The sequence below is a fragment of the Flavobacterium zubiriense genome, assembly GCF_041729725.1.
GTDB classification, from domain to species: Bacteria; Bacteroidota; Bacteroidia; order Flavobacteriales; family Flavobacteriaceae; genus Flavobacterium; species Flavobacterium zubiriense.
Genome location: NZ_JBCFQL010000001.1, coordinates 242,187 through 268,582, shown reverse-complemented (window position 1 = coordinate 268,582; position 26,396 = coordinate 242,187). Strand labels below are relative to the sequence as shown.

The window sequence follows — 26,396 nt, the reverse complement described above, 5'->3', positions numbered from 1 at the left end:
AAGTTTATTCTACGCTATCAAATACTTGATTATAAATTTGACTGATCCTTTTTTTTAACTCTTCTCTATTACATCTCGTCCTAGCTTTACTAACGGATGAATAAAAGCTCTTTTCGATTAAATTATGATCAGTTAACGCTAAATTAATCCAATTATTTATCTCATTTGAATCTAAAGGATTATTAATCAAAAATCCGTTCTCACCATGTTCAATAATTTCTGCCATTACATTTCCAGGGTTTGATTGAATTGGAAAGCACCCCATTCCTATAGCTTCTAATAGAGCATTAGGCATACCATCGGATAAACTATTTGCTATATATAAATAACCATTATTCATTATCTGCAATAATTCATTATTAGGAATTGAATTTTCTTTAGTAAAAACAGCTATACTAAGCTTTTCAAATTGATTATTTTTTTTAATAAAGTCAATAACTTCTTGATTTGCACCAAATAAAACAATCTTAAACTTCATTAATAACTCAATCAGCTCTCCATTTAAAGACTTTAATATTTCAATTCCTTTTCCAACTCCGTCATTGTATGCTTTTATTACTATTGTGTCCCTCATTTCAGGCTTCAATAACTTTGATTGTTCAACAGGAAAATCAATTCCTCCATTCCCAGGTAAAACTCCCAAAAAATGATTATTGAAACCATTTTTTTTTGCTATTTCAAAATCTCTAGAACAATCAGAAATCAAGAAATCGATACGTTGCATAATTTCTCTAAATATTTTTTCTTTAATATTTAAATTTTTAAAGTAATACACATCACTTCCCCATGATGAATAAATCCATTTTATATTTTTATACTTACTCATAACAGAGAATATAGGTATACAGGAAATTTTAAGCTCAAAACTATGAACTATATCTGGCTGTATTTCTAATATTTTTTGTTCAAAAACCTTTGCACAGTCTCTTTCATTAAATTTTTGGATAAATGTATATAATTTAGGTATTGTTTTTTTTAAAAAATACCTCCATGGATAATCCAATCTATGTTTCCATCCTACCGTTTGTTTAACCCAATGAATTCTATCTACATATTGACCTCCATCTGTAACATCAAACCAATAAACTTCATGTCCAATACCTTCAAGCTGTTCGACCCATCTAAAAAAATGCAAACAAGGCATAGAAACCATTAAAATCTTCATAATTATTTAATTTATTAAACATTTCTCAACATTCTAACTAGGTTTTTTTTATAAACTAAATTATGGTTATTCAATTAAAAAATATTAAAACTTTTTTCTAAAGACTATGCTTTTAGCTTAATAAATATTTCTCTTAAATAATCAGATGATAGATATTGCATCAAATCATTCCTATCCATAATTATATTTTTATTCACTAACCAACTATTATACAAGCTAGTAATCTGTTCAGCTATTTTTTCCAGATTATTTAATTCACTCCAGTAAGGATAATTTTCCCCTAATAATCTTTTAGATTCACTATAATTGGGTCCCAATAAAAGTATCGGTCGTTTAGCATAAATACAATGAGGGAATTTTCCAGGTAAAAATGGACTGATTGGACCACCTGCTTCCAAAATAACATTCACCATTACTACTTTTTGCATGACTTTTACGTTCTGGAAAGGTAAATATTCTTCACTTATATAAATTTGAGGAATCGTCAATTGCTTCTCTTTAATAAATACATCAAAACAAGATTTTTTACCTATAAACAATAGTTTTGAATGATTTTTAGCTTCAGGATTTTGATGCAAAAAAACTTCATACGCTTCAATTAGTGTTTTGGGATTTCTAGCTTCCATCATACTTCCGGCATGTAAAACATTAAAAAAATCAGGATTAATAAAATCAGGTAATAAAGTTATATCTTCTTTTTTTATATTCTTTTCAAAAATTTGGTGAGGAATTATGATTGAATCATTCTTTTGTCCATGATAATAACTTTTCATCCAATCATCTAATAGCTGACTAGGATATAATAAATATTGTGATTTATTGACTATTTTCAAAAAGAAATCTCTCTTAAATTGATACCCCGGCTCTACCCAATCATAAGGTCTGGGATAGCAATGCATAGGATAAGGATCATGAACATAGGCTAGCCATTTGTTATGCAAGCGAGGCAAAGCTAAAAGAGCTCTATGCGGGCGAAAACTAGAACCATAACTAAGTGTAAGTACCCAATCGGGCTGAAAATTAGTGTTTTTTTTCAATGCTTTTTTAATACTATTCACATCATTAAAAAAAGTAAATGAAAATCCTATTAACCTTTCAACTATTGGATTGATATTTATTTTAAAAAACTTAGATATTTTACGCTGGGATCTACTTAAAAAATAAGCGGCTGAAAGTTTAATTTCTTTGATAGACTCACATTTTATTCCCTCTAAGTGTATTTCTTTTCTAGAATAATGATATACTAACACATCAAAACCGGATTTCCAAAGATTTTGGATTAATGCCACATTGGCTTTAGCACCACTGTTATCATCTTCATTAATCGAATCAACAACTATTAATATTTTCATTTATATTTTACTTGCTAAAAAATTAACAATCTGTTTTGAAGCATCACCCGTTCCATAAGGATTTTTAATATCTTCAAAAGCTGAAAAATTATCTAAAACAGAATGAATTGTCTCTATAATTTTATTTTTATCTGTGCCAACCAAAGTAGAAAAACCAGCTACAATTCCTTCTAGTCTTTCCGAAATTGTCCGAGTTACCAAAACAGGCTTCCCTAAAGAAGGTGCTTCTTCCTGTATTCCTCCTGAATCGGTGAGAATCAGAAAAGAGTGTTGCATCAACCAGACAAAGGCAGGATAAGATACCGGTGCAATAAGATAAATATTTTCCTGATGAGCTAATTTTTGATATACAACGTCTTGTACATTCGGATTCAAATGAACAGGATAAACGATACTTACATCATCTCGCTTTGCAATTGATGATAGGGCATTACATACATTTTCAAAGCCATCCCCATAATTTTCCCTGCGATGCCCTGTAACCAAAACTATTTTTTTACCTAATGGAATCGTCTTTTTTAAGATTTCAATTTCTGGAAGCTCATATCCCTCTTTTGAAATTTTAGTCAGTGTCCACAACAAAGCATCAACAACCGTATTGCCTGTTTGTACAATATTTTCCTGAAGAACCCCCTCATTTAATAAATTTTGAGTGGCTACGGCTGTGGGACTAAAATGGATATCGGCTAACTTAGTTGTCAATTGCCTGTTGATTTCTTCCGGAAAAGGGGCTTGTTTATTAAAACTACGTAATCCTGCTTCGACATGTCCTACTTTTATCCCTAAATGAAAGGCTGCAAGAGCAACTATAGATGAGGTTGTAGTATCGCCATGTACTAAAACCAAATCAGGTTTTACTTCTTTAAATACTATATCAATATTAGACAAAATAAGAGCACTGAGACTATTTAAGGTTTGATTTGGTTGCATTACATCCAGATCATAATCGGGAACGATATTAAAAAAATCCAATACCTGATCTAACATTTCCCTGTGTTGGGCGGTTACACAAAGCTTTACCTCAACATTAACTTGTTTTTTTAATTGATGGTAAACAGGAGCCATTTTAATTGCTTCCGGACGGGTACCAAAACACAACAGTATTTTCATTAAATTTTTATTATTTGTTTTTTAAAACGATAAATTAATAACCGTAGTGGTAGGACATTGTAAAAAAAAATCCATCTTTTTTTTTCAAAAAAAGACAATTGCATTACATCTATAATTTGATTAAACATATTATACTCTTTAAAACCTAATGATAGACATACAAAATATCTTTTAATAGAATAATTTAGTAATTTTTTATTTGCTAAATTTTGTACAATTAACAAAGCTGCTTCTTTCTTTGCCTCAACTCTTATTCTACTGTTACAATTAAACTCATACGTTTGTGAATCAGGATGTTTCCTTGCATATAAAAAAATTTTATTTATAGAAATTCCTTTTAAACCAATAGAAATTAATCTAGTAAAATACTCCCATTCTTCTGCATATAGTAATCGATCATTAAATTTTTCTCCCTTTAAAGACTCTTTTTTCCAAATAACACTACAAGTATTTATTGGTAATTCATTATTTATAATTTTTTCAATTTTATATTGGTCAATAAAAAAAGACTCATCGTTTATATAGAATTCGTCAAATAATTTCAAATCAAAATCATCATAAAAAACAGTTCTTTCAAATTTACAAAAATCAATAGACCTCGTAAAAAATTTACTAATACAGGTTTCAAAAGTCAAAGGATGTATAATATCATCACTATCAAACCAATAGACATAATCTCCTGTACTAATCTCTAATCCATAATTACGACTTGCATTTGCACCTTTTAAGTAGCCTTCTGGTTTGGTAGTAAATACAAATCGTTTATCTTCTAAAAAAGGTTTTATTACTTCAATAGTATTATCTGTTGATTCATCATCAACAATAATGCATTCCCATGATTTAAAAGTCTGATTTAAAACCGATTCTAATGTTTCGCTAATTAAATGAGCACGATTATACGTTGGCATTATAATCGATATTTTTGGACTTTTCATAAAATTAAATTAAACTCGTCATAGATTCTTTTTTAATACTCACTAGTAATTTCAAACAATATTTACTACTTAAAAAAAGAATATCCTTTATTAAAAAAAAGAAAAAATATATAACCAATACTTGCTTTAAACATTCCGATAAAATCATATAGTTTTATTTGTTTAATTAAAAGCTTTTTAAAAAAAAAGAACTTTGATTCATTATTCTGAACTAAAGCTTCTCTTAGGAGAAACTTACATCTGTTTTTATAAAATGTATTCAAAATTAATAAATTAGCACTCTTATTCTTCTTAATTAATTTTAAATGTTTCTCAATAGCATAAAATTTAGACTTAACTTCTTCTAAATTAAATTTATATATTTCCCTAGATAAAGAGCCTTCATGTAATCGATATTTGATTAAGGGCTTATCTATGTAGATTATTTTAGGATATTGGTATAACATCGATAAATTAAAATCCCAATCATCTAAATTTCTAATATTCTCATCAAATAACTTTGGTTGTTGCTCCAAAAAACTACGACTCCATAAAGGTCCACAAACATAAAAAGATATTTTTTCTGTAAAATAATCTTCAATAGTATTTTGAGAAATAATATTACTTTCATTTCGTTTGATTCCTGTTTTAAAATCAATTTTTTCTAACTTAGCAACTACAGCATCAATATTTTTTGAAATATGATTGATATAAATTTGTAAAGAATCAAAAATATATAAATCATCACTATCAAACCATTGTATATAATCACCTTTACTTTTTTCAAATCCAAAATTCCTACAAGATGAAGGTCCACTTAATCTATCTTTAGGCCGATTATAATACTTAAATCTATAATCTGTTTTACAATAACTATAAATTATATCTTTAGTGTTATCTGTACTATCATCATCTACAATAATACATTCCCAATTACTATATGTTTGTACTAAAATACTATCAAGCGTTTCATTAATTAAATGTGCTCTATTATATGTTGGGATTATGATGGAAACCAATGGTCTTTGAAATGTTAAATTTTCTACATTCATTTTCTAGCATAATTTAAAAATCTATAACCTTTACCTAAAAATCTAACACTGACTAGAGAAAAAAGAAACGAACATCCTTTGAAAAAGGAAAAATAATAACAAATTAATCTAAAAGACGGTTTTAAAAAAGGAACTAGAGTTTTTTTATCAGCCAATGTATGCATATAACCAAATAAAAACCATTTTATAAGTTTTGAATTATCATATTTTACTAAGTCATTGACAGCATGAAATTTTATTACTGCTTTAATTAAATATTGCATTTCATTTTGCCTATTCAGCATAATATCATCCCTATCAAACCATTTAACATATTTTCCTTTTATCTTAGAAAAATCATAATTCCGACAAGTATTAGCTCCTTTTTTAAATTCTTTTAGTCTTAAGATTTAAATCTTGAATCTTTTTTTGATATTCTTGCATTAAAAAAAAAGTCCCATCAGTGCTACAATCATCTACAAGAATACACTCCTACATTATTATAAGTTTAATCAATTATACTTTGCACATCCGTATTTATTTCTAAATAATTAGCTTTACTTTCTCTATTCAATTTTACACTATGAGAAATTTTATCAATATCTATTCTTTTGAATTTTTCAACATAAACTTTCGATTTCACCCAATCAAAAACCAACAAACTTTGAATACTTCTTTTAAGTAGATACATTTTAAATTTTAATAGTTGTTTATAATCATCTGTGTTAACATTTCCATATTTCACATAAATATTATTAATAAACTGTCTAAAATATTTCTCAGTTCCTACAGTTCCTAATTGACTATTATTATTATTACTATCATGATACACTGTAGAATTAGGAGTTATACCTATTTTAAAACCGTGAAATAAAATTCTTTGACAATAGTTGTCATCTTCCCCATATAGAAAAAAAATAGGATCAAAACCTCCAACTTTATAAAAAACTTTTTTAGGAATAAACCAAGCAGCAGCATTTATAAATTTGGTAAAATATATTTCATCTAAAGATTTAGAAACTATTAAATCAGAAATTAAAATAGACGCATTTGCATGTGTAAAAGCTAAAAAGCTCCTATCAACTTTACTTCCGTCACCATTTAAATGGATTGGGGATATAATACCATAATCAGGATTCTTTTGGTATGCTGTAATTAAATTTTTCATACAGGCTGCTTGTGCAAATGCATCTTGATTTAATAAAAAAACGGCATCAGCACCGTTTTGTAAAGCATAACTTATACCAATATTATTAGCAATACCAAAACCACGATTAACGGATTGCACTAGAACTTTTACACATGAAAAATTTGTTTTTATATATCCGACAGTTTCATCCGAAGAATTGTTATCAACCACCACCACTTCACATTGATTAATAATGCTATTTAAGCATTTATCAATCCATTTCATTCCATTATAAGTAATTATTATCGTAAATACTTTCATCTCTTTTAATCAAGTACATTTAAAATATCTTTAAAATTCTCAGTTGCCCTGTTAAATCAATCCAAAGCCTTGTATCACCATTTTGGCAGATTACCAAAATTGAATATATAAGTATCAAACCTATTGTCTTTTGACTGTCTAACGATTGTAGAGTTGCTTCAAAAAAGTCATTTCATAATATGGCGTAAACTACGACCAACATTATCTCAAAACTTCTTTTGTAACTTCTAAATAAGCTGTCCCCCATTTTTGGCATGGCTCCAAATGATTTCCCTCTGCCCATTCGTTCCATGCATTTATGAATAAAAATTTCTCTGGAATGGCATACCACGGATAACTCTCTTTGATATGATTTAACCAGCTTTTATACTTCTCAGGAGTCGAATTATGTAATACAAAAGGATTTTCTTTCCGTCTAGCCGAATTATCCCACATTGGGGTAATTCCCGGATAAACATCCTTTTTAAAACCTAAGCTTATTTGAACATTACTATAATTACTATAATCCTGATAACTTTCAAATCTGTTAAGCTTAATACCTAATCTTTTTTTTATCCTATATCCTAATAATACTTTAAGCCTATGTTTTATTCTTTCCATTCTAGTGACACCATAAGATATTTTTTCAGATTGAGCTCCAAAATTGGGCTGAAACTCAAAAGCAAAATCGAACCCCATACCTTCTGGAGGAAATTGATTTTCTACATTTTGAGAATAACCTAAATACAAGTCTGGAAAACCAGCATTTTGTACTGCTTTTCTCCAAATTTTAATTGTTTTTTGTACATCAGGAAAAAGATTAGGTCTGTAAATTATAAAAACAGGCTTACCTTGAACCTTTATGTACCTATCATCCTTAAAAAAAGAAATTAAATATCGTATATGATTATAATCATCATCAAAACTATACTCTTGCTTAAGCAATATTTCTTTATCTAAACCATCCCAAGTTCTTGTCCAATTTTCATTTGCCCAGCACATCATAAATGGCAAATCTTCTTTTGGATTTTGCATCTTCCTATCTAATGGTTCATGCAGTAATCTTTTACTATTAAACCAATAGTGATAATAACAAAAACCGTGTATACCATACTCTTTGGCCATGGCTTCCTGAGCCAAACGTGTTTCCTCCAAGCGTAAATCATAGAACCCTAAATCAGTTGGTAAATGTGGTTGATAATGTCCCTCAAAACGCGGTTTTGCTTTAGTTACATTAGTCCACTCTGTAAATCCCTTTCCCCACCACAAATCATTTTCAGGAATAGGGTGAAATTGAGGAAGGTATATTGCGATAGGTTTAATTTTCTGATTCATTACTTATAAATTAAAATATCTCTTAACTTTTAATAAAACGATCTTAAATCCATTTTTTTTCATTTGGTAAGGAATGTATTTTTTTAAATGAGGATACATTATTCTCAATTTAAGAAAATACTTTTGTTTATCTATAAATTTTTTATTTGCATTAAGTATAATCTTTTCTAAACCTACATTTGAAATTCCAACTTGTTGGTCAATGTGTAATCTATATTTAATTAAAGATTTTTCTATAAAAAACAACCCTTGTTGCGCAGCTGCATTTGTTCCTAGCCAACTGTCATGCCAATAACCTAAAGGCAATTCTATTGGAAAAATTGTATTTTTTAAACTCTTTTTAAAACAAACCGTTGCACCAGTAATTTTATTATCTCCTTTTATCAAACTATTAAAAGCTAAAGTATTATTGTTCCAAATCGATTTCGTTTGATCATCAAACTTCCATTTATCCCAAAGTGTTTCATTAATAAATCTTTCATTATCATCAATTAAATCTCCATTAGAAAATACTAAAATACAATTTTGATTTTTTTCAAAAAATTGACAATTTATTTCTACTTTTTTAGGATACCAAATATCATCTTGATCTGAAAGGAAAATTAAATCTCCAGTTGTTAATGAAATTGCTCTTTCAAAATTTTTAATTGTACCTAAGTTTTGGCTATTCTGAAACAAACTGATTAATTCTGGATAGTTATTTTTATAAGAATTTATAATTTTGATAGTTTCATCAGAAGAATTATCATCGCAAATTATAATTTCGTCAACAGCAATAGTTTGCTCCAAAATACTATTGAGTTGTTTTTCTAAAAAACGACTCCCATTATATGTACACAAAGCTACTGATAATTTCATTATAATAATTTAAGTTCTTTTTTAAATTACATCATCTTTAAAAAAGACAAAACCTAAAAACATGTTAGTAAAAAGGTTAATTACAATCTTTTTACTTTTTAGTTTTTTACGAAAATATTCTTCATTTTTCTGGATGAGCAAGATAGCTTTACAATATTGTAAATGATATTCTAAATTATACTTCTTAACAATATATTCCTGATTTGACATAAGCATATTTTCAGAAAAAGATCTAATCATAGAAGAACTAGAAACATAATATTTAAATGTAATTTTTTTTAAATGATAAAATTTAACTCCATGAATGCCTAAAGCGATCCAAAAGTCCCAGTCTTCGTGACCTTGATGTGGCATATTTTGATCATAACCACCTACTTTTTTCCATAACTCTTTTTTATAAATTGCACAAGCATCAATATAATTATGAACTAAGATTTTTTCTAGTTGATAATCATCGACTTTCCAAATACCGGTTTGTTCTCCAAAATACTCGGCATGACCATGTACAACCCCAATTTCTGGATTATTTTCAAAAACGTTTATCGCATCCTGAATAAAATCCCTTTCAATGAGATTGTCTGAATCTAAGGGTAATATATAAGTTCCTGTTGCTTTATTGATTCCAAAATTCCGGGTTTTACCTAGTCCTTCATTCTGTTTAGAGAAGTATTTAAATCTATTATCTTTATTTACCCATTCTAAAGCAATTTTCTCGGTATCATCTGTTGAGCCGTCATTAATTATTAATGCTTCCCAGTTCTGAAACTCTTGTTCTATGACTGAATTAAAAGTTTTATTCAAAGTTGCTTCAGAATTGTAACACGGAATAATTATACTTATTATTGGATTCATGGATACAATTTTTAAAATCTATACAACTTTTTATTTATTGCAATTGTTAATTCACCTGATTCAATTAATAGGAAATTATTATTTTTTAAAACTTGGTAAATATCTTGCCTAATGTTAAATTCATCATGTATTTCAACAACAATTACTTTTGTTTTATCAAGAAAAGCCAAATTTTCTGATTCATCAAAAATAAATCGTTCCGCTCCCTCAATATCGATTTTTAACAACGTGATTTCCTCTAACTGATGTTTTTTTATAATTTCATTTATTGTTATCCCTTTAACTTCTCCATTTTCTCTTTGAGTTGTTGTTAATGACCAGTCTTTTCCGTCTCTAAAATGATTTTCGATATAAAAACTTTCATTTTCCTTAGCCGAAAGTGCATTTTCTAGAAGTGTCAAATTTATTGTAGTGTCTAATGAGGAAACGTTTTTCTTTAAAATCTCAAAATTAGATTTTGAAGGTTCTATACAGAAAATCTTATCGAATATTTTTTTTTGAGATAGATAAATAGTCGCAAATCCAACATTTGCACCAGCATCAATTAAAACGCTTTCTTTGAAATCGAACTCTTTATTTAAATTTAAAACAGAAGAAACTGTCGAATATTCTTCGAAACTAAACACTTGATTAAAAACCGAATAATCACTATGATTTTGATCCCTGCAATAGATTTTTTGATTATTTTGTAAAATAAAAGTATAAAGCTTTCCTTCTTTTTCGAAACTTTTAATATGATTATTGACCTTTAGATTATTTATAAAAATTTGACACGGAGAAAACTTTATTGGAAATAAAACACGATAAATTTTTCTAAGTTTTTTTAATTTCATTTTATGATGATTGAAATCTATCTTTTATTTTTTTTGCAGGAACTCCTCCAACAATTGTATTTGGTTCTACATCTTTTGAAACTACAGCTCCAGCCGCAACAATTGCACCAGAACCAATAGTTACTCCATCCAGAATTTTGACTCCCGAACCAAGCCATACATTATCTTTTATAACAATTCCTTTTCGAGTTTCGCCTTGTTGGTTAATTGGTATATCTGGATTGCTAAACTTATGATTTGCAGGAATTATTAAACATTGACCGGCAATCAATACATTATCGCCAATAGTTAAACCGCCATGACCATATAAAATAGTGTAAGGATTAATGGAACAATTTTTACCTATTTTAATAAATCCCCCATATGTCATAAGAATAACACCATATAGAATTTCCGTTTTCTCATCAACTTCAATATTTCCACCATAAATTGTATCAAAAATTACATTCGGATACACTTTAGTTGAGTTATGTAAAAAAACATTTTTCTTTATGTCTTTTTTTAAATGAAAAAATTTGAGAAATCTATCTTTCAACTTCATTCCATTCACATTTAATTTTTAAATCTCCAATTTTACCGTTATAAATTTTGTAGTCATTTATTAAATCGACAATTTGAAATGGACATACATCTTCGATATAATCATAAACTACATTATCACTAAAAGTCGCAACATCTAAACTATAAGTGCCTTTAAGCAGTAAAAATCCGGGGATTTTACAACCTATTTCTTTATTCTGTTTATTAATTTTACATACATCTGTAAAAACTTTAGTTTTATCTGCATTTAATAATGCAATACCAACTCTACAATCGGTATTAATTTCAGAAAAAGTTATGTTTATTAAAATATCATCTTCGTGTCTGTGAATACCGTCAATTCCCTGAATTTGGATTTTTTTAATTCCATTTGACCCCTTTTTAATGTTAGTGAAGATTCTGGAGTCTTCCGATTTATTTTCACTCATTAAATAATATTGAACACTATCATCAATCCCCCCCTCAAAAACCACCTTCCCATGCTCCAAAACAATCCCTCTAGTGCACAAACTCTTCACCGCCGCCATATTATGACTCACAAACAAAACCGTCCTGCCTTCGCCTTTAGAAATATCCTGCATTTTGCCAATGGCTTTTTTCTGGAATTCGGCATCGCCTACCGCGAGAACCTCATCAATTACTAAAATTTCTGGTTCAAGAAATGCGGCAACTGCAAAAGCCAAACGAACCGTCATCCCGGAACTATATCTTTTAACAGGAGTATCAATATAACGCTCGCAACCCGAGAAATCAATAATTTCGTCCAGTTTAGCAGTAATTTCTTTTTTAGTCATTCCGAGGATAGCGCCATTAAGGTACACATTTTCTCGACCTGTTAATTCGCCATTAAATCCTGTTCCTACTTCTAATAAAGATGCTATACGCCCCCGTGACTTTATGGTTCCTGTAGTAGGTGCAGTAACTTTAGATAAAATCTTCAAAAGAGTAGATTTTCCTGCTCCATTTTTTCCTATAATGCCTAAAACCTCTCCACGTTCTACCTCAAAATTAATATCCTGCAAAGCCCAAACATAGTCAGATGTTCCTTTAGTAGCACGATCATTAGTTTCTCCAATTTTTAAATACGGATCTTCTTTCCCTCGGATGCGATGCCACCAGCGGTTTAAGTCGTGAGATAAGGTACCGGTTCCTACCACACCCAATCGGTATTGTTTAGAAATATTTTCGGCTTTTAAGATGACGTCTTTCATAGTGGGTTTAGGTTATAAAATAAATTTCAGATTTCTTTTTACTCCCTGCCCTTAAAAGTAAACAGAAATAAGAACGTTTTTATTATTTCTTTTTTATTTCGCCAGCCCTAAAGGGTGGAAAAAAGAAATGGAATGTCTTTATCTATCAAAAATATAGTAATTTCTTGAAATTTTCGGCTCCCTTTAGGGCTGGGGAAAAACGAAAATTTACGAAATCTTACACCGTATCTATAAAATTCTTTTCCGTCTTATTGAAAATTAAAAGTCCCATAAAAAATACTGCTACTGTGACTAACAAGGTATAACTTAATCCTAAAACTGAAACTTGACCCATATCTAATAATAAATATCGAGTAGTTTCGACAATATAAGCTAAAGGATTGTAGTGTATCAACCAGGCATATTGGGGCATTTTCTCTTGAATCAATGCCATTGGATACACCACGGCTGACAGATACATTAGCAACTGAACTCCAAAACTAATTAAATAACTAAAATCACGGTATTTTGTCACTAAAGAGGATATAATCATCCCTAAACCCAAGCCTAAAATCCCCATCATAACTACTAAAACTGGAAAGAAAACCACATAAGGATTTAGACTTACAACTGCTCCACTACAATAAAAATAAAGGTAAAAAGCAAGAAATATAAAAAACTGGATTCCAAACTTCAACAAATTAGAAATCACAACCGAGAGCGGCATAATGAGTCTTGGAAAATACACTTTGCCAAAAATTCCAGCATTAGACGCAAAGGTATTAGATGTCCCGTTTAGACAAGCCGTGAAATAATTCCACACTGTAATTCCTGCCAAATTAAACAAAAAAGGAGGAACAGTTCCTGTTGCTATACCCGCCACAGTATTAAAAATAATGGTAAAAGTAATTGAAGTAAACAAAGGCTGAATTAAATACCAAAGTGGCCCTAAAACTGTTTGCTTATAGACTGTTACTACGTCTCGTTTCACGAAAAGCAGCAACAAATCACGGTACTGCCAGACTTCCTTAAGGTTGAAAGAAAAAAATTTGTTTTTAGGTGTTATTTCAAACAACCAATTTTCATCCTGTTTATCTGTTTGCTTCATTTTTTATTATACAAGCCTTTATCTAATTTTAAAGGTAAATATACTACCCAATTTTTAGTCTCACCAAAAAAACTGACTACTGTTATAAAAAAAGGTTAAAAAAACGGTTTCAATAGTAAAATTCTGCTTTATTAAATGTTGTGGGTTAGGAGTTGTGGGTTATGGGTTATGAGTTGTCAGTTCTAACTTCTTCACTCTTCCATCTTCCAACTTCCATCTTCCAACTTCCATCTTCACACTTCCATCTTCACATTTCACATTTCACTCTTTACTCTTTACTCTTTACTCTTTACTCTTTACTCTTTACTCTTTACTCTTTACTCTTTACTCTTTACTCTTTACTCTTTACTCTTCCATCTCCCATCTTCCAACTTCTTTCCCTATCTTTGCAGCATGTTTACAATTTTCAAATCCAAACCGATTCTTAAGGATCTCATTCCCGACAATCATATTGATATACACTCTCATCTACTACCTGCAATTGATGATGGGGCAAAAACCTTTGAAGATGCTTTGCGTTTAACCCGGGCGTTGCAAAATATTGGAATCTCACAGATAATTACCACTCCGCACATTATTCAGCATGTATGGGAAAATACGCATGAACAGATTATTGCCAATAAAAACAATACTGTTGAGAAACTCCATGAAAACAACATTAGAATTCCGTTTCAGGCTGCTGCCGAATACTTGATGGATGACCAATTTGTTCGTTTATTTCAATCGAACCATTTATTGACCTTGAAGGATAATTATGTATTGGTGGAGATGTCGTACATCAATGCTCCTATCCAACTGTATTCTATTTTATTTGATTTACAAGTTGCAGGCTACATCCCGGTTTTAGCACATCCCGAACGTTATTTGTTTTATCATGAAAATCTAAATGAATACGAGAAGCTCAAAAAAGCAGGTTGTTTGTTTCAACTTAATTTGCTGGCTGTAACCGGTTATTATGGCGAGAGTATTGCTAAAATTGCAGAACAATTACTTCAAAAAGGAATGTATAATTATGTGGGCTCTGATGTGCATCATGATAATCATATTGCTGCCTTTGATCAAAAAATAAAATTAAAGGATAGTACTCCGCTTAAAGAAATCATTGTAAATAATCAGTTTTTTAAGTTTTAGTCTTTTTATCAAAACTTACACAAATTATTTTTTACAATCTTTGCGTTGCCTTGCGGTTGAATGTTTTTACCACATAAGTCATATACGTTTTTGACTTAGTATTTACTAACATTCTTTAAATTATTTCCTTCAAGTTCATATAAGATAGAGAACTATTCTTTTTACTCCTTTTTAGAAGCACAGACTACTTTCTAATAAAAAGACTTAGTGAAACTTTCCGAAAAAACTTAGTGGACTTTGTGTTGAAAAAATACCGCAGATTCGCAGATTATTTTATAATTCTATGGGCAAAACTGCATCAGCTTTACGTTTAAAATTTAACACATAAATCATCTCCGCTTTTTTTATGTGCTGATGGATAATGAATTTAATTCTTAATTCTTAATTCTTAATTCTTTTAAACTTATTTATCTAATACTTCATAAGTGGAATTCATGCTTTTAAACTCAGGAACTATTTTTTTCATCTTACTAACAATTACATCTTTTTTATGGAAATTAGCAACGCTTATCAATTCTTCAATTTCATGATGTAGAACTTCAAACTCTTCTTGAATTTCTTCGGCAATCATGATTTTATGATGGTGAGTTGCAATTGTTTTTGCAGTATCATTCAATAATTCTTCATATAACTTTTCCCCAGGTCGTAAACCTACAATCTTTATTTTAATATCTTGATCAGGAATAAAACCAGCTAGCTTAATCATTTTTCGAGCCAAATCAATAATTTTTACGGGTTTACCCATATCAAAAATATAAATCTCGCCTCCTTTGCCCATAGCTCCCGCTTCTAAAACGAGCTGGCAAGCCTCGGGAATAGTCATAAAATACCTAATGATATCAGGATGGGTAATGGTTATTGGGCCTCCAGCGGCAATTTGTTTGGTAAACAATGGCACTACTGAACCATTTGAACCTAAAACATTTCCAAAACGGGTTGTTATAAACTTCGTGCTTTTACTATTTTTATCTGCATTGGATTTTAATTGTAAAGATTGTACGTATTTCTCCGCAATACGCTTACTTGCCCCCATTACATTGCTGGGATTAACCGCTTTATCTGTAGAAACCATCACAAAGTTCTTTACTTTAAATAAAGAGGCTAAATCGGCTATATTTTTAGTCCCTTCCACATTGGTCAAAATGGCTTGCGAAGGATTCTCTTCCATTAAAGGCACATGTTTATAAGCAGCAGCATGATAGACTACTTCAGGTTTAAAATCACTAAAAAGAATACGCATAGCATCTTTATTTCTAATATCGGCAACAATGGTTGTAATATCAACTGAAGATTGAAGAGCCCCTAATTCCAAACATAAGTTATGCAAAGGGGTTTCGGCCTGATCTACGGCTATAATTTTTTTAGGCTTAAAAAGCATAACCTGCCGTACTATTTCACTACCGATAGAACCCGCAGCTCCAGTTATCAAAATGGTTTTGTCTTTTAACTGTTTCGAAATTGCCTTTCCGTCTAAGACAATAGGTTTTCTATCTAATAAATCTTCAATTTGTAAACTCTTAACTTTTTGAGAAATCTCTTTTTGATTTTCCCAATCCGAAATTAAAGGAACTATATATACTTTGAAATTGAATTCTAAACATTGTTCCACAATAACTAATCGCTCTTCTTTAGACAAGCTTTTATCGGCAATAATTACCCCTTCGGCACCTATTGAGCGCATTAAGGTAGGTAGTTTTTTCTTTTGTGTTAAAATAGGGAGATCCATCATTCTCTTAGAAGAATTTTGGCTGTTTTTATCAACAAATCCTACAATTTTAAATCGGGTAGGCATTTCTAATTTTAAAGCATTGGCAACAGCAAGAGCATTGGCATCAGTTCCATAAATTATGGTACGAGGTAGTTTGATATCGTTCCTTTCCGAAAAAAAGTGTTCAAAAACTTGTTTAACTACTACCCGATATAAAAACAAACTACAAAAAGACAGCACCATATTGATAAAAAGTGCCGTATTTAAGTAAATTTTGCTTCCATAAAAAAACTGAAATACCGAATTTAAAACAACAAAAAAAACTAAAACGGAAACTTGAGAAAACAACAACTTAATGGCATCGGTATACGAAGAATGCCTAATAATCCCAGCATAAGTTCTGAAAATCCAAAATGAAATAACATTAACTCCTAGTAAAAGAAAAATAAAAGGTGTTTTATTTTCATTGATGATATAATATAAACCTACACCATCAGTAATCAATTTTGTAAAGAAAAAACTAACAATTAAAACCATTAAATCTATACCTACCACAATCCATCTAGGCAAATACCTTAAGTTGCGAATAGTAAGCGCCCAATCTTTCCTTGAAAGAAAACTGGCAAGCATTCCTAAACTATTTATTTTTCTATTCGTACTCAAAATATTCTTGTATAATTTTAAACATCAAAAATATAACATATAAATGTTAAAAAAAAATATCCAATAATATTACAACTTATGCTTCAACAATCCCAATAAATATTCTCCATAACCTGACTTCCTCAATGGTTCAGCAAGATTTTTCAATTGTTGATTTGTGATAAAACCCTGTCTCCAAGCCACTTCTTCAATACAGCCTACTTTTAATCCCTGACGCTCTTCAAGTACCTGAACAAATTGCCCTGCTTGCATTAAACTATTAAAAGTTCCAGTATCTAACCAGGCTGTACCTCGGCTCAAAATCCCAACTTTCAAATTTCCTTTTTCTAAATAGACTTTATTCACGTCGGTAATTTCATACTCCCCTCTAGTACTCGGTTTGATATTCTTAGCGATTTCTACAACCGAATTATCATAAAAATACAAACCTGGCACTGCATAATTGGACTTAGGTTCCAGAGGTTTTTCCTCTATTGAAAGTGCTTTGAAATTAGCATCAAAATCGACTACACCATAGCGTTCTGGATCGGATACATGATACGCAAATACCACGCCACCCTCTGGATTCGTATTGGATTGCAACAATTCATCCATATTAGAACCAAAGAAAATATTATCTCCTAAAACCAAGGCAACGCTATCGGTTCCAATAAATTTTTCGCCAATAACAAAAGCCTGAGCCAATCCATTAGGAATAGCCTGCTCAGCATAACTAAACTGGCAACCTAAATTAGAACCGTCTCCTAATAATTTTTTAAAATGAGGCAAATCGTGAGGAGTAGAAATAATTAATATCTCATTGATTCCTGCCGTCATTAAAGTTGATAAAGGATAATAAATCATCGGTTTATCATACACAGGCATCATTTGTTTACTCATGGCTAAGGTCAGGGGATGCAAACGAGTACCGGAACCTCCGGCTAATATAATTCCTTTCATATTTTTACAGTTGTGAATTGTGAGTTGTGAGTTGTGAGTTAAAAAACACAAACAAATAACTTACAACATTATTACAAAGCTATTGTTTTATACAAATCACGAATATTGTTTCTCATAATAAGAAGCATAAGCACCCGAAGTAACATGGTCTAACCATGTTTGATTTTGCATATACCAATGTACGGTTTTCTCTAATCCTTCTTCAAAAGTTACCGAAGGTTTCCATCCTAACTCTTGACTAATTTTGGTGGCATCAATGGCGTAGCGCAAATCATGTCCAGGACGATCTTTTACATAGGCAATTAATTGCTCAGATGTTCCGATAGCTCTTCCCAGTTTTTCATCCATGATTTTGCAAAGTAGTTTTACCAAATCAATATTCTGCCATTCATTAAAACCTCCAATATTATAAGTATCATGATTTTTACCTTCGTGAAAAACCAAATCAATCGCCACGGCATGATCTTCTACAAACAACCAATCGCGGGTGTATTTCCCATCACCATAGACAGGTAAAGGTTTATTTTGGATAATGTTATTGATAAATAATGGAATTAATTTTTCAGGAAAATGAAACGGACCGTAATTATTAGAACAATTGGTCAAAACATAAGGCAAATTATAGGTCTCCCCATAAGCCCGTACAAAATGATCGGAGCTGGCTTTGGATGCCGAATAAGGAGAATTTGGATCGTAAGCGGTGGTTTCGGTAAACAATCCCTCAGCCCCTAAACTTCCATAAACCTCATCGGTGCTAATATGATAAAAACGCTTTCCTTCTGAATTATCCTTCCAAATGGTTTTAGCTGCATGTAATAAATTAACCGTTCCTATTACATTTGTTTTTACAAATGCCATAGGATCAGTAATAGAACGATCAACATGCGATTCGGCCGCTAGATGCAACACTCCATCAAATTGATGTTCTTGAAACAGATTATGAATAAAATCAGCATCAACAATATCACCTTTTACAAAAGTATAATTGGGTTGTTTTTCGATATCGGCAATATTCTCTAAATTACCTGCATAGGTCAACGCATCCAAATTAAAAATTTGATACTCTGGATATTTATTTACAAAACGCCTCACCACATGCGAACCTATGAATCCAGCACCTCCAGTAATTAGTATTTTTTTCATTTTTTTTATTAGTCCTTAGTTGTTAGTTGTTAGTCCTTAGTAATTAGTCCTTAGTAATTAGTGATTAGTACTAAGTGTTTAATGATTAGTCTTTTCTCTTTTCTCTTTTCTCTTTTCTCTTTTCTCTTTTCTCCTTAGTACCTAGTCATTAGTAAAAAGCAATTGCATACAGAGCCTAAGACTTTCTTTGTAATGAGGAACGACAACCCCAAAAGTAGCCTTAATTTTATTTTTATCCAACAAAGAAAAAGCAGGGCGTTTGGCGGGTGTAGGATAGGCTGAGGATGGGATTCCACTAATTTCGCAATCAAAGCCCCCAATTTCTTGAATCGCTAAGGCAAATTCAAACCAACTGATCTCGCCTTCATTCGAAAAATTATAAATCCCAGCTTGCCAGGTATTGTGTGTCAATATCGTTATAATGGCTTGCGCCAAATCTGCTGCATAAGTGGGACTTCCTATTTGATCGTTGACCACATTCAAACTATCGCGTTCTTGCATTAATCGGGACATGGTTTTCACAAAATTATTCCCAAAACTTGAATACACCCATGAAGTTCTGATGATAATGGCATCGGGGTTATTTTGCATACAGGCTTTTTCTCCTGCTAATTTAGTAATTCCATACACATTTATCGGATTTGTTGGAGCATCTTCAGTCAAAGCAACAGCCGAATTTCCGTCAAATACATAATCCGTCGAAACATGAACCAATTGACAATCGTTCGCTTGACTCCATTGAGCCATAATCGCCACCGACTGATGATTCAACACATCCGAAAGTTCAAATTCAGATTCTGCCTTATCCACTCCGGTATGTGCTGCACAGTTAATTATGATTTGGGGATGAATTGCTGCAATTGAAGCCTCTAAATTTTTCAAATCACACAAGTCTAATTCTTGGTAGTCTGTAAATACCCATTCGAAATTAGAACCTTTAGATAAGACTCTTAATTCTGAACCTAATTGCCCATTAGCGCCTGTTACAAGTATTTTTTTCATTTATTTCTTCTCTAATAAATTTTTAGAATTAAAACGAATTAATCCAAATTATAAACTTTCTTTAAGCATTCATAACTCATTTCAAAAACCTTCTCTATCAAAAACTTACAACTTCATCATCAGCTCGATCGTGTCATCCTGAACTGAGCCTGTCCTGAGCTTTTGTCGAAGGGTAGAAGGACTTTGCAAACTTTGCGATTAAAATAAGCGAAGCGCCTTTGTGCTCTCTGCGGTTAGACCATTTTTCAATATCATAACTCATAACTCATGACAGATAACTCACAACAGTAAACCGTAAACTGACAACACACAACTCACAACCAACAAACCAACAAACCAACAAACCAACAAACCCACAACCAACAACCAACAACTCACAACTCACAACTCCCAATCCATAGCCGCAAAACCTGGCAATACCAAATCCTTTTCCGAGACAATCACCTCATCTGAACTCAGTTGCCAATCAATATTTAAAGTAGGATCATCATAACGAATGCCTCTTTCGCTTTCTTTATGATACAACTGATCCACCTTATACAAAACCGAAGCCGTTTCACTCAATACTGAAAATCCATGAGCAAAACCATGCGGAATCATCAATTGTTTTTTATTTTCGGCACTTAAAACTACAGAAAAATGTTGACCAAAAGTGGGCGAATTTTTCCTTACATCCACTGCTACATCGAGAATTTCTCCTTCTAAAACCCGAACCAATTTAGCTTGAGCAAAAGGATTATTTTGTAAATGCAAACCACGTATTACACCTCTTTTAGAAAAGGATTGATTATCTTGAATGAAATTATAATTTATTCCATTTTCTTTAAACTTAGCCTGGTTGTAGGCTTCAAAAAAATACCCTCGTTCATCAATAAAAATGGAGGGATTAATAATGATTAAATCTTGAATAGGTGTTTTTTCTATTGTCATTTATAAGATTGTATAAATTGTAAAGCACCAAAAACTTATAAAACATAGCTTTATAAACTTTTGATGCTTTATTACGTGTTTGATAATAAAATTATGAATTAAATATTTTCTTGTACCAAGGTTCTTTTTCAACCTTTACACCATAACCATAACCGTAGCCGTAGCCTTTAGTAGTATCCGTATCATTCAATAAAATACACATGTTAGGTAGTTTTTGATCTTTATACAGTCCGTTAGGAATATCCAGCATGCGTTTTTCTAAGAAATTAGCACGAGCTACATAAATAAAAGTATCTGCATGTTTAGCTATCAACAAGGTATCTGTAACTAAACTAACAGGAGCGGTATCAACTATAATATAATCGTATTGTTTTTTTATAGTTTCAAAAAAAGTATCGACTTTTTTACTCATCAATAGTTCGGCAGGATTGGGTGGAATGACTCCAGCTGGTAATACATGGAAATCTTCAAAGCCTTGTTGTTTTATAATTAAATCCTCTAAAACTAATTCTTTTGAAGACAAATAATTGGTAAAACCTCTATCAGGCAGTGTTAAGTAATCATCCAACCTAGGATTACGAATATCCATACCAATCAACAAAACTTTTTTTCCAGACAACGCAAAGGTGGCCGCTAAATTCACCGATACGAAAGTTTTTCCTTCCTTTGGAAAAGTCGAAGTTAAGAAAATAGTTTTGGCCAATCCTTCTGGTACCTTGCTGACCATGAACTCTAGATTGGTTCGAATAATACGCAAGGCCTCGGCAGAACTCGTCCTACTTTCGGCTTGCATAATTGTTGACGCATCTTCAGAAGTAGGCACATCGCCAATAAAAGGGATTAGTGTTCGTCCTTCTAAGTCTAAACGGCTTTTTATTTTTGTATCTAAGAAATCCATCAAAAATATAACCCCAATAGGAAGTAACAAACCTAACAATAATGCTCCTAAATAGATTATTCTAGGATTGGTCGAGACCGCACCCGTTGACAATGCTGCATCAATAACTTTAGCATTGGGTTCAGTGGAAGACAATGCCAGAGCAGTTTCTTCTCTTTTTTGCAACAAATACAAATACAATTCTTCCTTCACTTTTTGTTGGCGTTCAATTGCTCGAAACTGCCGCTCCTGAGAAGGTATTTTTTGGATTTTGCTATTGTATAGATTTTCGTTTTGTTCTATATTCCTTTTTTGGATTTCCAGTATTGACTTACTTTTTGCTAAACTGGATAATAAGGTCGATTTTAAACTGACTAGCTGCTGGTCTAAACTAACTAAAGTAGGATTAGAAACCGTAGCCGTTTTTAGCATTCTATTTCTGTCTAATATCAATTCATTGTAAGACGAAATTAAAGACGAAGCCCCACCATCTAAATCAGAAAAAAGATTGGCTGGTAACAAATTGTCATTAGTGCTTTTTTTAACATATTCAAGTACGGAGCCTAATACATTCAATTGCACCTGTACATCAATAGCTTTCTTATTAAACTCCTTAGAACCAGCTGCATAAAGTTCTGATTCCGATTCTAAATCAGTAAGTTTATTACTGACCTTAAAACTTTCTACATCTTGTTCTACCCCTTCTAGCTCCTTACTAATTAAAGCCAATCTATTCGCTACAAATACAGAGGTATTCTTTGAGATAAACTCTTTATCAGCCACTGCATTTTCATTGTATGTTTTTACAAGAGTATTCAAAAATAGCTCTGCTTTTTCCTCAACACCATCAACAATACTTAATACAACAACATTACTCCCTTTTACTAATGGTTCAATAGACAAACGGCTTCTATAACTTGCTGCAACATTTTTCAAAGGGCTTACTACAATGGATAATGGAGTGCTAGTAAGCTGCTTTATGCTATTTACTTTAGTAATAATCAAATCGCCATATTGAGTCTTTATAGGTTGTCCATACGTAAATTGTTGCTTTCCGTTTATTAAATTACCATCGCTTGACAAACTAAAAGTTCCCGACTCATTCTCGACAAAATCAAATAGCATGTATTTTTCATAAAAATCGGGACTTTGATTCATGAAATGAATTGCTATAGGAGCTTCATCAAAAAGTTCGATATCCAATACATTACCATGAGAAATAATTGAGATATTGTAATTTAATTTCTTAACAACAGCTTCTGACAATGTTCTTGATTTCATAATCTCAATCTCATCATCTACATTTCTAGACCCATTATTAATTCCTAAATCAGAAAAGGCGGCTGCTTCTGAAAGCCTACCTCCTTTTTTAGTGTCTTTCATTAAAATTTTAGTCGAAGCATTATAAACGGGCTGTGTGTATCTTATTTTAAAAAAAGCGATACACAGGAGTATAGCAACACTAACTACAAGCCATTTCCAATGAATTAAATACTTATTAAGCTCTGCTTTTAGATCAAAATCTTGTCCGAAATCTTCATTTGATATATTATTCTCCATTAAATTATCTTGTAAGTATTAAAGCAACTGAAATTAAACTAAACACAAAAGACGTTAAGGTTGTCACTAAAGCCACATCTGGACTTAATGTTCGGTATCTTGGTTCGACATAAATAACATCATTCTGTGCCAAGTAATAATGTGGTGAATTGATAAAATCAGACTGTGTAACATCCACTCTGAAATACGATTTCACACCATCGATTTCTCTTATTACCAAAATATTTTTTCTGTTTGCTGTTGGTTTTAAATCTCCTGCTATCGTCAAGGCCTCTATTAATGTTAGCCTATCGGTAGCAGAAGGAATTATACCTGGGCCATTTACCTCTCCATGAACGGCTACTTTAAAATTTTCAATTCGAATAGTAATAATTGGATTTTTAATGTATGTGGCTAGTTTACTTTTAAAAACGTGCAAAGCTTCAGATCTAGTTAATCCAGCTAATTTTATTTTGCCTAACTCCGGAAAATCCACAAACCCATTGGCATCAACTAGATAATTACTGACAATCGATTTACTTCCGCCTGCTTGTCCACCACCACCGATAACATTGATAGGATTCAAATTAAAGGGTGCTGTAATGGTAGGATCTGCTGCCGAAATATTAATCGTTAGTAAGTCATCTGGTTGAATTCGTATCTCATACGAATTCAATTTGGCAGTTGCCATATCATCAATATTTTGATAATATAAGATACTTTTTTTAGGAGTACAAGAAAAAAATAGGATCATCAAAAAGAAGAAAACTGTACCTTTTGAAAAACAAAAATATTTCATAGAATTATAATTTGGATGCAAATATAAGAAATTAGCCGTCTAAGCTTTATAATACGCTAACAATTCTTTTGTAGAATTATATCTACAACTGCATAAGCTCTAAAAACACCTTTTTAATTCTCGCTCTGTCTTCGTTCACCAAATTAGATCCAGAAGGCAAACACAAGCCGTTTACAAAAAGAGTTTCAGCTACTTGAGTTCCATAATAGGCATACTTTTCAAAAATAGGCTGTAAGTGCATCGGTTTCCACAAAGGCCTGCATTCTATATTTTCTTGTTCTAAAACCAATCGGATTTGCTCCGCAGTTATTCCATTCGTTTTATCCGAATCAACCACAATAGCGGTCAACCAATGATTGGAGACATAATCAGCATTTGGACTTTCAAAAACCGTGATTCCTGCAACATTCTGAAACAATTCTTGATAAAAATCATGCATCTTTCTACGCAAAGAAACATGCTTATCCAGTACTTCCATTTGTCCACGACCAATTCCTGCACAAATATTACTCATGCGGTAATTGTATCCTATTTGGGAATGTTGGTAATGAGGTGCATTATCTCTAGCTTGTGTCGCTAAAAAAATAGCCTTCTCTTTTACCTCTTTATTAGTACTAACAATGGCACCACCTCCAGAGGTAGTAATGATTTTATTTCCATTAAAAGATAAGATTCCAATAGCTCCAAAAGTGCCGCATTTTTGTCCTTTATATAAACTACCTAAAGCCTCTGCACTATCTTCTAAAATAGGGATTTGATATTTATCTGCTACCGTTTTTATTTCGGTAACTTTAAAAGGCATTCCGTATAAATGCACCGCTATTATAGCTTTGGGCTTTTTGCCTTTAGCAATACTATCCACAATAGCTGCTTCCATGGCAATAGGACATAAATTCCAGGTTTCTCTTTCGCTATCCACAAAAACCGGAGTAGCGCCAAGGTACAAAATAGGATTCGCTGAAGCGGAAAAAGTCATACTCTGACAAATTACAACATCACCAGCCTGAACTCCTAACAAAATTAATCCCAAATGAATGGCAGCTGTACCTGAACTCAATGCTCCTACATGAGAATCATTTCCTAAATAATTTTCTAAATCTTTCTCAAATCCATTTACATTTGGTCCCAATGGAGCAACCCAGTTGGTATCAAAAGCTTCTTGTACAAAGTTGCGCTCATTTCCTCCCATGTGGGGAGATGAAAGCCATATTTTTGAATTATTCATATATTATGTATTATATCTATTTTAACTAAAATCAAATTTTATTTTAATTGATTCCCACCGTAGAAACCATTCCTCTCGACAACACTACCGTCAGTTCGAGTTGAGAACTAATTTGCGATAGAAAATGAGTTCGAAGTATCGAGAACCATAGTGCAATCTAAACTTCTCGATTATCTTCGCTCCGTTCAGCTTCGCCTCGGGTCATTTTGGCTTATTCAAAACACCAATCAAATAAAATCTATCAAGCCAAAACACTCGAAGTGACGAAACGAAAACCGTCAGTTCGAGGTAGAATTTTTTACCAAAAAAAGCAATATAAAATGACGTTGATACTTTGTTAATTCTCGATTAAATTATTTTTTTTGGTTGTCCTTAGCTTTCGCAGTCGAGTGTCAAATGTTTGAAGAATGCGTAAAAAGAAAAGTTGTTTGATCCGCCGCGGCGGAGAGTTCTTTTCTTTTAGCATTCGAAAACTAATTTGACCGACGAGAAAGCGCAAGACTTGATTTTTTTGTTTCTTTTTTGATCAAGCAAAAAAGAAAATTAATAAATCTAATTTTTCTCTTTTAATAAAAACGTAAATGGTAGTTGAGAACTAATTTGCGATAGAAAATTAGTTCGAAGTATCGAGAACCATCGTACAATCTAAACTTCTCGACAACACCACCGTCAGTTCGAGTTGAGAACTAATTTACGACAGAAAATGAGTTCGAAATATCGAGA

General features: G+C 31.7%; 22 protein-coding genes. 1 reads left to right on the top strand and 21 read right to left on the bottom strand.

Going from position 1 to position 26,396, the window contains the following annotated elements; genetic code table 11:
* Window positions 1–4: 4 nt before the first annotated feature.
* The 13 genes from AAGV28_RS01240 to AAGV28_RS01180 all read right to left on the bottom strand — a co-directional run bounded on the left by AAGV28_RS01240 (window position 5) and on the right by AAGV28_RS01180 (window position 13,717).
* The gene (locus AAGV28_RS01240) at window positions 5–1,165 is read right to left on the bottom strand and encodes a glycosyltransferase (protein ID WP_373405010.1); all 1,161 of its coding nucleotides are present in this window, start codon (window positions 1,163–1,165) and stop codon (window positions 5–7) included.
* 104 nt (window positions 1,166–1,269) lie between these two features.
* A complete protein-coding gene (locus AAGV28_RS01235; protein ID WP_373405009.1) occupies window positions 1,270–2,517 on the bottom strand; it encodes a glycosyltransferase family protein in 1,248 nt (415 codons plus the stop codon).
* Window positions 2,518–3,627 carry a non-hydrolyzing UDP-N-acetylglucosamine 2-epimerase gene (gene wecB / locus AAGV28_RS01230; RefSeq protein WP_373405008.1) on the bottom strand — a complete coding sequence of 370 codons (1,110 nt, stop codon included), beginning with the start codon at window positions 3,625–3,627 and terminating at the stop codon, window positions 2,518–2,520.
* Window positions 3,627–4,562 (bottom strand): glycosyltransferase family 2 protein, encoded by a 936-nt coding sequence (locus AAGV28_RS01225; RefSeq protein ID WP_373405007.1) that lies wholly within the window; start codon window positions 4,560–4,562, stop codon window positions 3,627–3,629. Before AAGV28_RS01225 ends, wecB begins: the two co-directional genes overlap by 1 nt.
* 65 nt (window positions 4,563–4,627) lie before the next feature.
* Window positions 4,628–5,593 (bottom strand): glycosyltransferase family 2 protein, encoded by a 966-nt coding sequence (locus AAGV28_RS01220; protein WP_373405006.1) that lies wholly within the window; start codon window positions 5,591–5,593, stop codon window positions 4,628–4,630.
* 487 nt (window positions 5,594–6,080) lie between these two features.
* Window positions 6,081–7,022 (bottom strand): glycosyltransferase family 2 protein, encoded by a 942-nt coding sequence (locus tag AAGV28_RS01215; protein WP_373405005.1) that lies wholly within the window; start codon window positions 7,020–7,022, stop codon window positions 6,081–6,083.
* Between the two features lie 201 nt (window positions 7,023–7,223).
* Entirely contained in the window at window positions 7,224–8,336 is a 1,113-nt protein-coding gene (locus tag AAGV28_RS01210) for a glycosyltransferase WbsX family protein (protein ID WP_373405004.1), read from the bottom strand.
* A 3-nt stretch (window positions 8,337–8,339) separates the two neighbouring features.
* Complete coding sequence (locus tag AAGV28_RS01205; RefSeq protein ID WP_373405003.1) at window positions 8,340–9,194, bottom strand: glycosyltransferase family 2 protein; 855 nt, start codon at window positions 9,192–9,194, stop codon at window positions 8,340–8,342.
* Window positions 9,195–9,215: 21 nt separating this feature from the next.
* Window positions 9,216–10,046: a glycosyltransferase family 2 protein gene (locus AAGV28_RS01200; protein ID WP_373405002.1), complete on the bottom strand. Its 831-nt coding sequence runs from the start codon at window positions 10,044–10,046 to the stop codon at window positions 9,216–9,218.
* An 11-nt stretch (window positions 10,047–10,057) separates the two neighbouring features.
* The gene (locus AAGV28_RS01195; protein WP_373405001.1) at window positions 10,058–10,879 is read right to left on the bottom strand and encodes an FkbM family methyltransferase; all 822 of its coding nucleotides are present in this window, start codon (window positions 10,877–10,879) and stop codon (window positions 10,058–10,060) included.
* Window position 10,880: 1 nt separating this feature from the next.
* A complete protein-coding gene (locus AAGV28_RS01190) occupies window positions 10,881–11,420 on the bottom strand; it encodes an acyltransferase (RefSeq protein ID WP_461782279.1) in 540 nt (179 codons plus the stop codon).
* Window positions 11,404–12,630 carry an ABC transporter ATP-binding protein gene (locus AAGV28_RS01185; RefSeq protein ID WP_373405000.1) on the bottom strand — a complete coding sequence of 409 codons (1,227 nt, stop codon included), beginning with the start codon at window positions 12,628–12,630 and terminating at the stop codon, window positions 11,404–11,406. The genes AAGV28_RS01190 and AAGV28_RS01185 overlap by 17 nt, the downstream gene beginning before the upstream one ends.
* Window positions 12,631–12,847: 217 nt before the next feature.
* Window positions 12,848–13,717 (bottom strand): ABC transporter permease, encoded by an 870-nt coding sequence (locus AAGV28_RS01180; RefSeq protein ID WP_373404999.1) that lies wholly within the window; start codon window positions 13,715–13,717, stop codon window positions 12,848–12,850.
* Between the two features lie 393 nt (window positions 13,718–14,110).
* Between AAGV28_RS01180 and AAGV28_RS01175 the strand changes: the two genes are divergently transcribed.
* Window positions 14,111–14,848 carry a tyrosine-protein phosphatase gene (locus AAGV28_RS01175; RefSeq protein ID WP_373404998.1) on the top strand — a complete coding sequence of 246 codons (738 nt, stop codon included), beginning with the start codon at window positions 14,111–14,113 and terminating at the stop codon, window positions 14,846–14,848.
* A gap of 403 nt (window positions 14,849–15,251) precedes the next feature.
* On the opposite strand, the gene AAGV28_RS01170 is transcribed toward AAGV28_RS01175, so the two are convergent.
* From AAGV28_RS01170 to AAGV28_RS01135, 8 genes are all read right to left on the bottom strand, one after another.
* On the bottom strand, window positions 15,252–17,186 hold the full coding sequence (locus AAGV28_RS01170) for a polysaccharide biosynthesis protein (protein ID WP_373405149.1): 1,935 nt from the start codon (window positions 17,184–17,186) through the stop codon (window positions 15,252–15,254).
* Window positions 17,187–17,288: 102 nt separating this feature from the next.
* Complete coding sequence (gene rfbA, locus AAGV28_RS01165) at window positions 17,289–18,158, bottom strand: glucose-1-phosphate thymidylyltransferase RfbA (protein WP_373404997.1); 870 nt, start codon at window positions 18,156–18,158, stop codon at window positions 17,289–17,291.
* A 96-nt stretch (window positions 18,159–18,254) separates the two neighbouring features.
* A complete protein-coding gene (rfbB, locus tag AAGV28_RS01160; RefSeq protein WP_373404996.1) occupies window positions 18,255–19,301 on the bottom strand; it encodes a dTDP-glucose 4,6-dehydratase in 1,047 nt (348 codons plus the stop codon).
* Window positions 19,302–19,442: 141 nt separating this feature from the next.
* Entirely contained in the window at window positions 19,443–20,303 is an 861-nt protein-coding gene (gene rfbD / locus AAGV28_RS01155) for a dTDP-4-dehydrorhamnose reductase (RefSeq protein ID WP_373404995.1), read from the bottom strand.
* A 381-nt stretch (window positions 20,304–20,684) separates the two neighbouring features.
* Window positions 20,685–21,233 (bottom strand): dTDP-4-dehydrorhamnose 3,5-epimerase, encoded by a 549-nt coding sequence (gene rfbC, locus AAGV28_RS01150; protein WP_373404994.1) that lies wholly within the window; start codon window positions 21,231–21,233, stop codon window positions 20,685–20,687.
* Window positions 21,234–21,324: 91 nt separating this feature from the next.
* Entirely contained in the window at window positions 21,325–23,670 is a 2,346-nt protein-coding gene (locus tag AAGV28_RS01145) for a GumC family protein (RefSeq protein ID WP_373404993.1), read from the bottom strand.
* Window positions 23,671–23,674: 4 nt separating this feature from the next.
* On the bottom strand, window positions 23,675–24,448 hold the full coding sequence (locus tag AAGV28_RS01140; protein WP_373404992.1) for a polysaccharide biosynthesis/export family protein: 774 nt from the start codon (window positions 24,446–24,448) through the stop codon (window positions 23,675–23,677).
* A gap of 82 nt (window positions 24,449–24,530) precedes the next feature.
* Window positions 24,531–25,673 (bottom strand): DegT/DnrJ/EryC1/StrS family aminotransferase, encoded by a 1,143-nt coding sequence (locus tag AAGV28_RS01135; protein ID WP_373404991.1) that lies wholly within the window; start codon window positions 25,671–25,673, stop codon window positions 24,531–24,533.
* Window positions 25,674–26,396 lie beyond the last annotated feature (723 nt).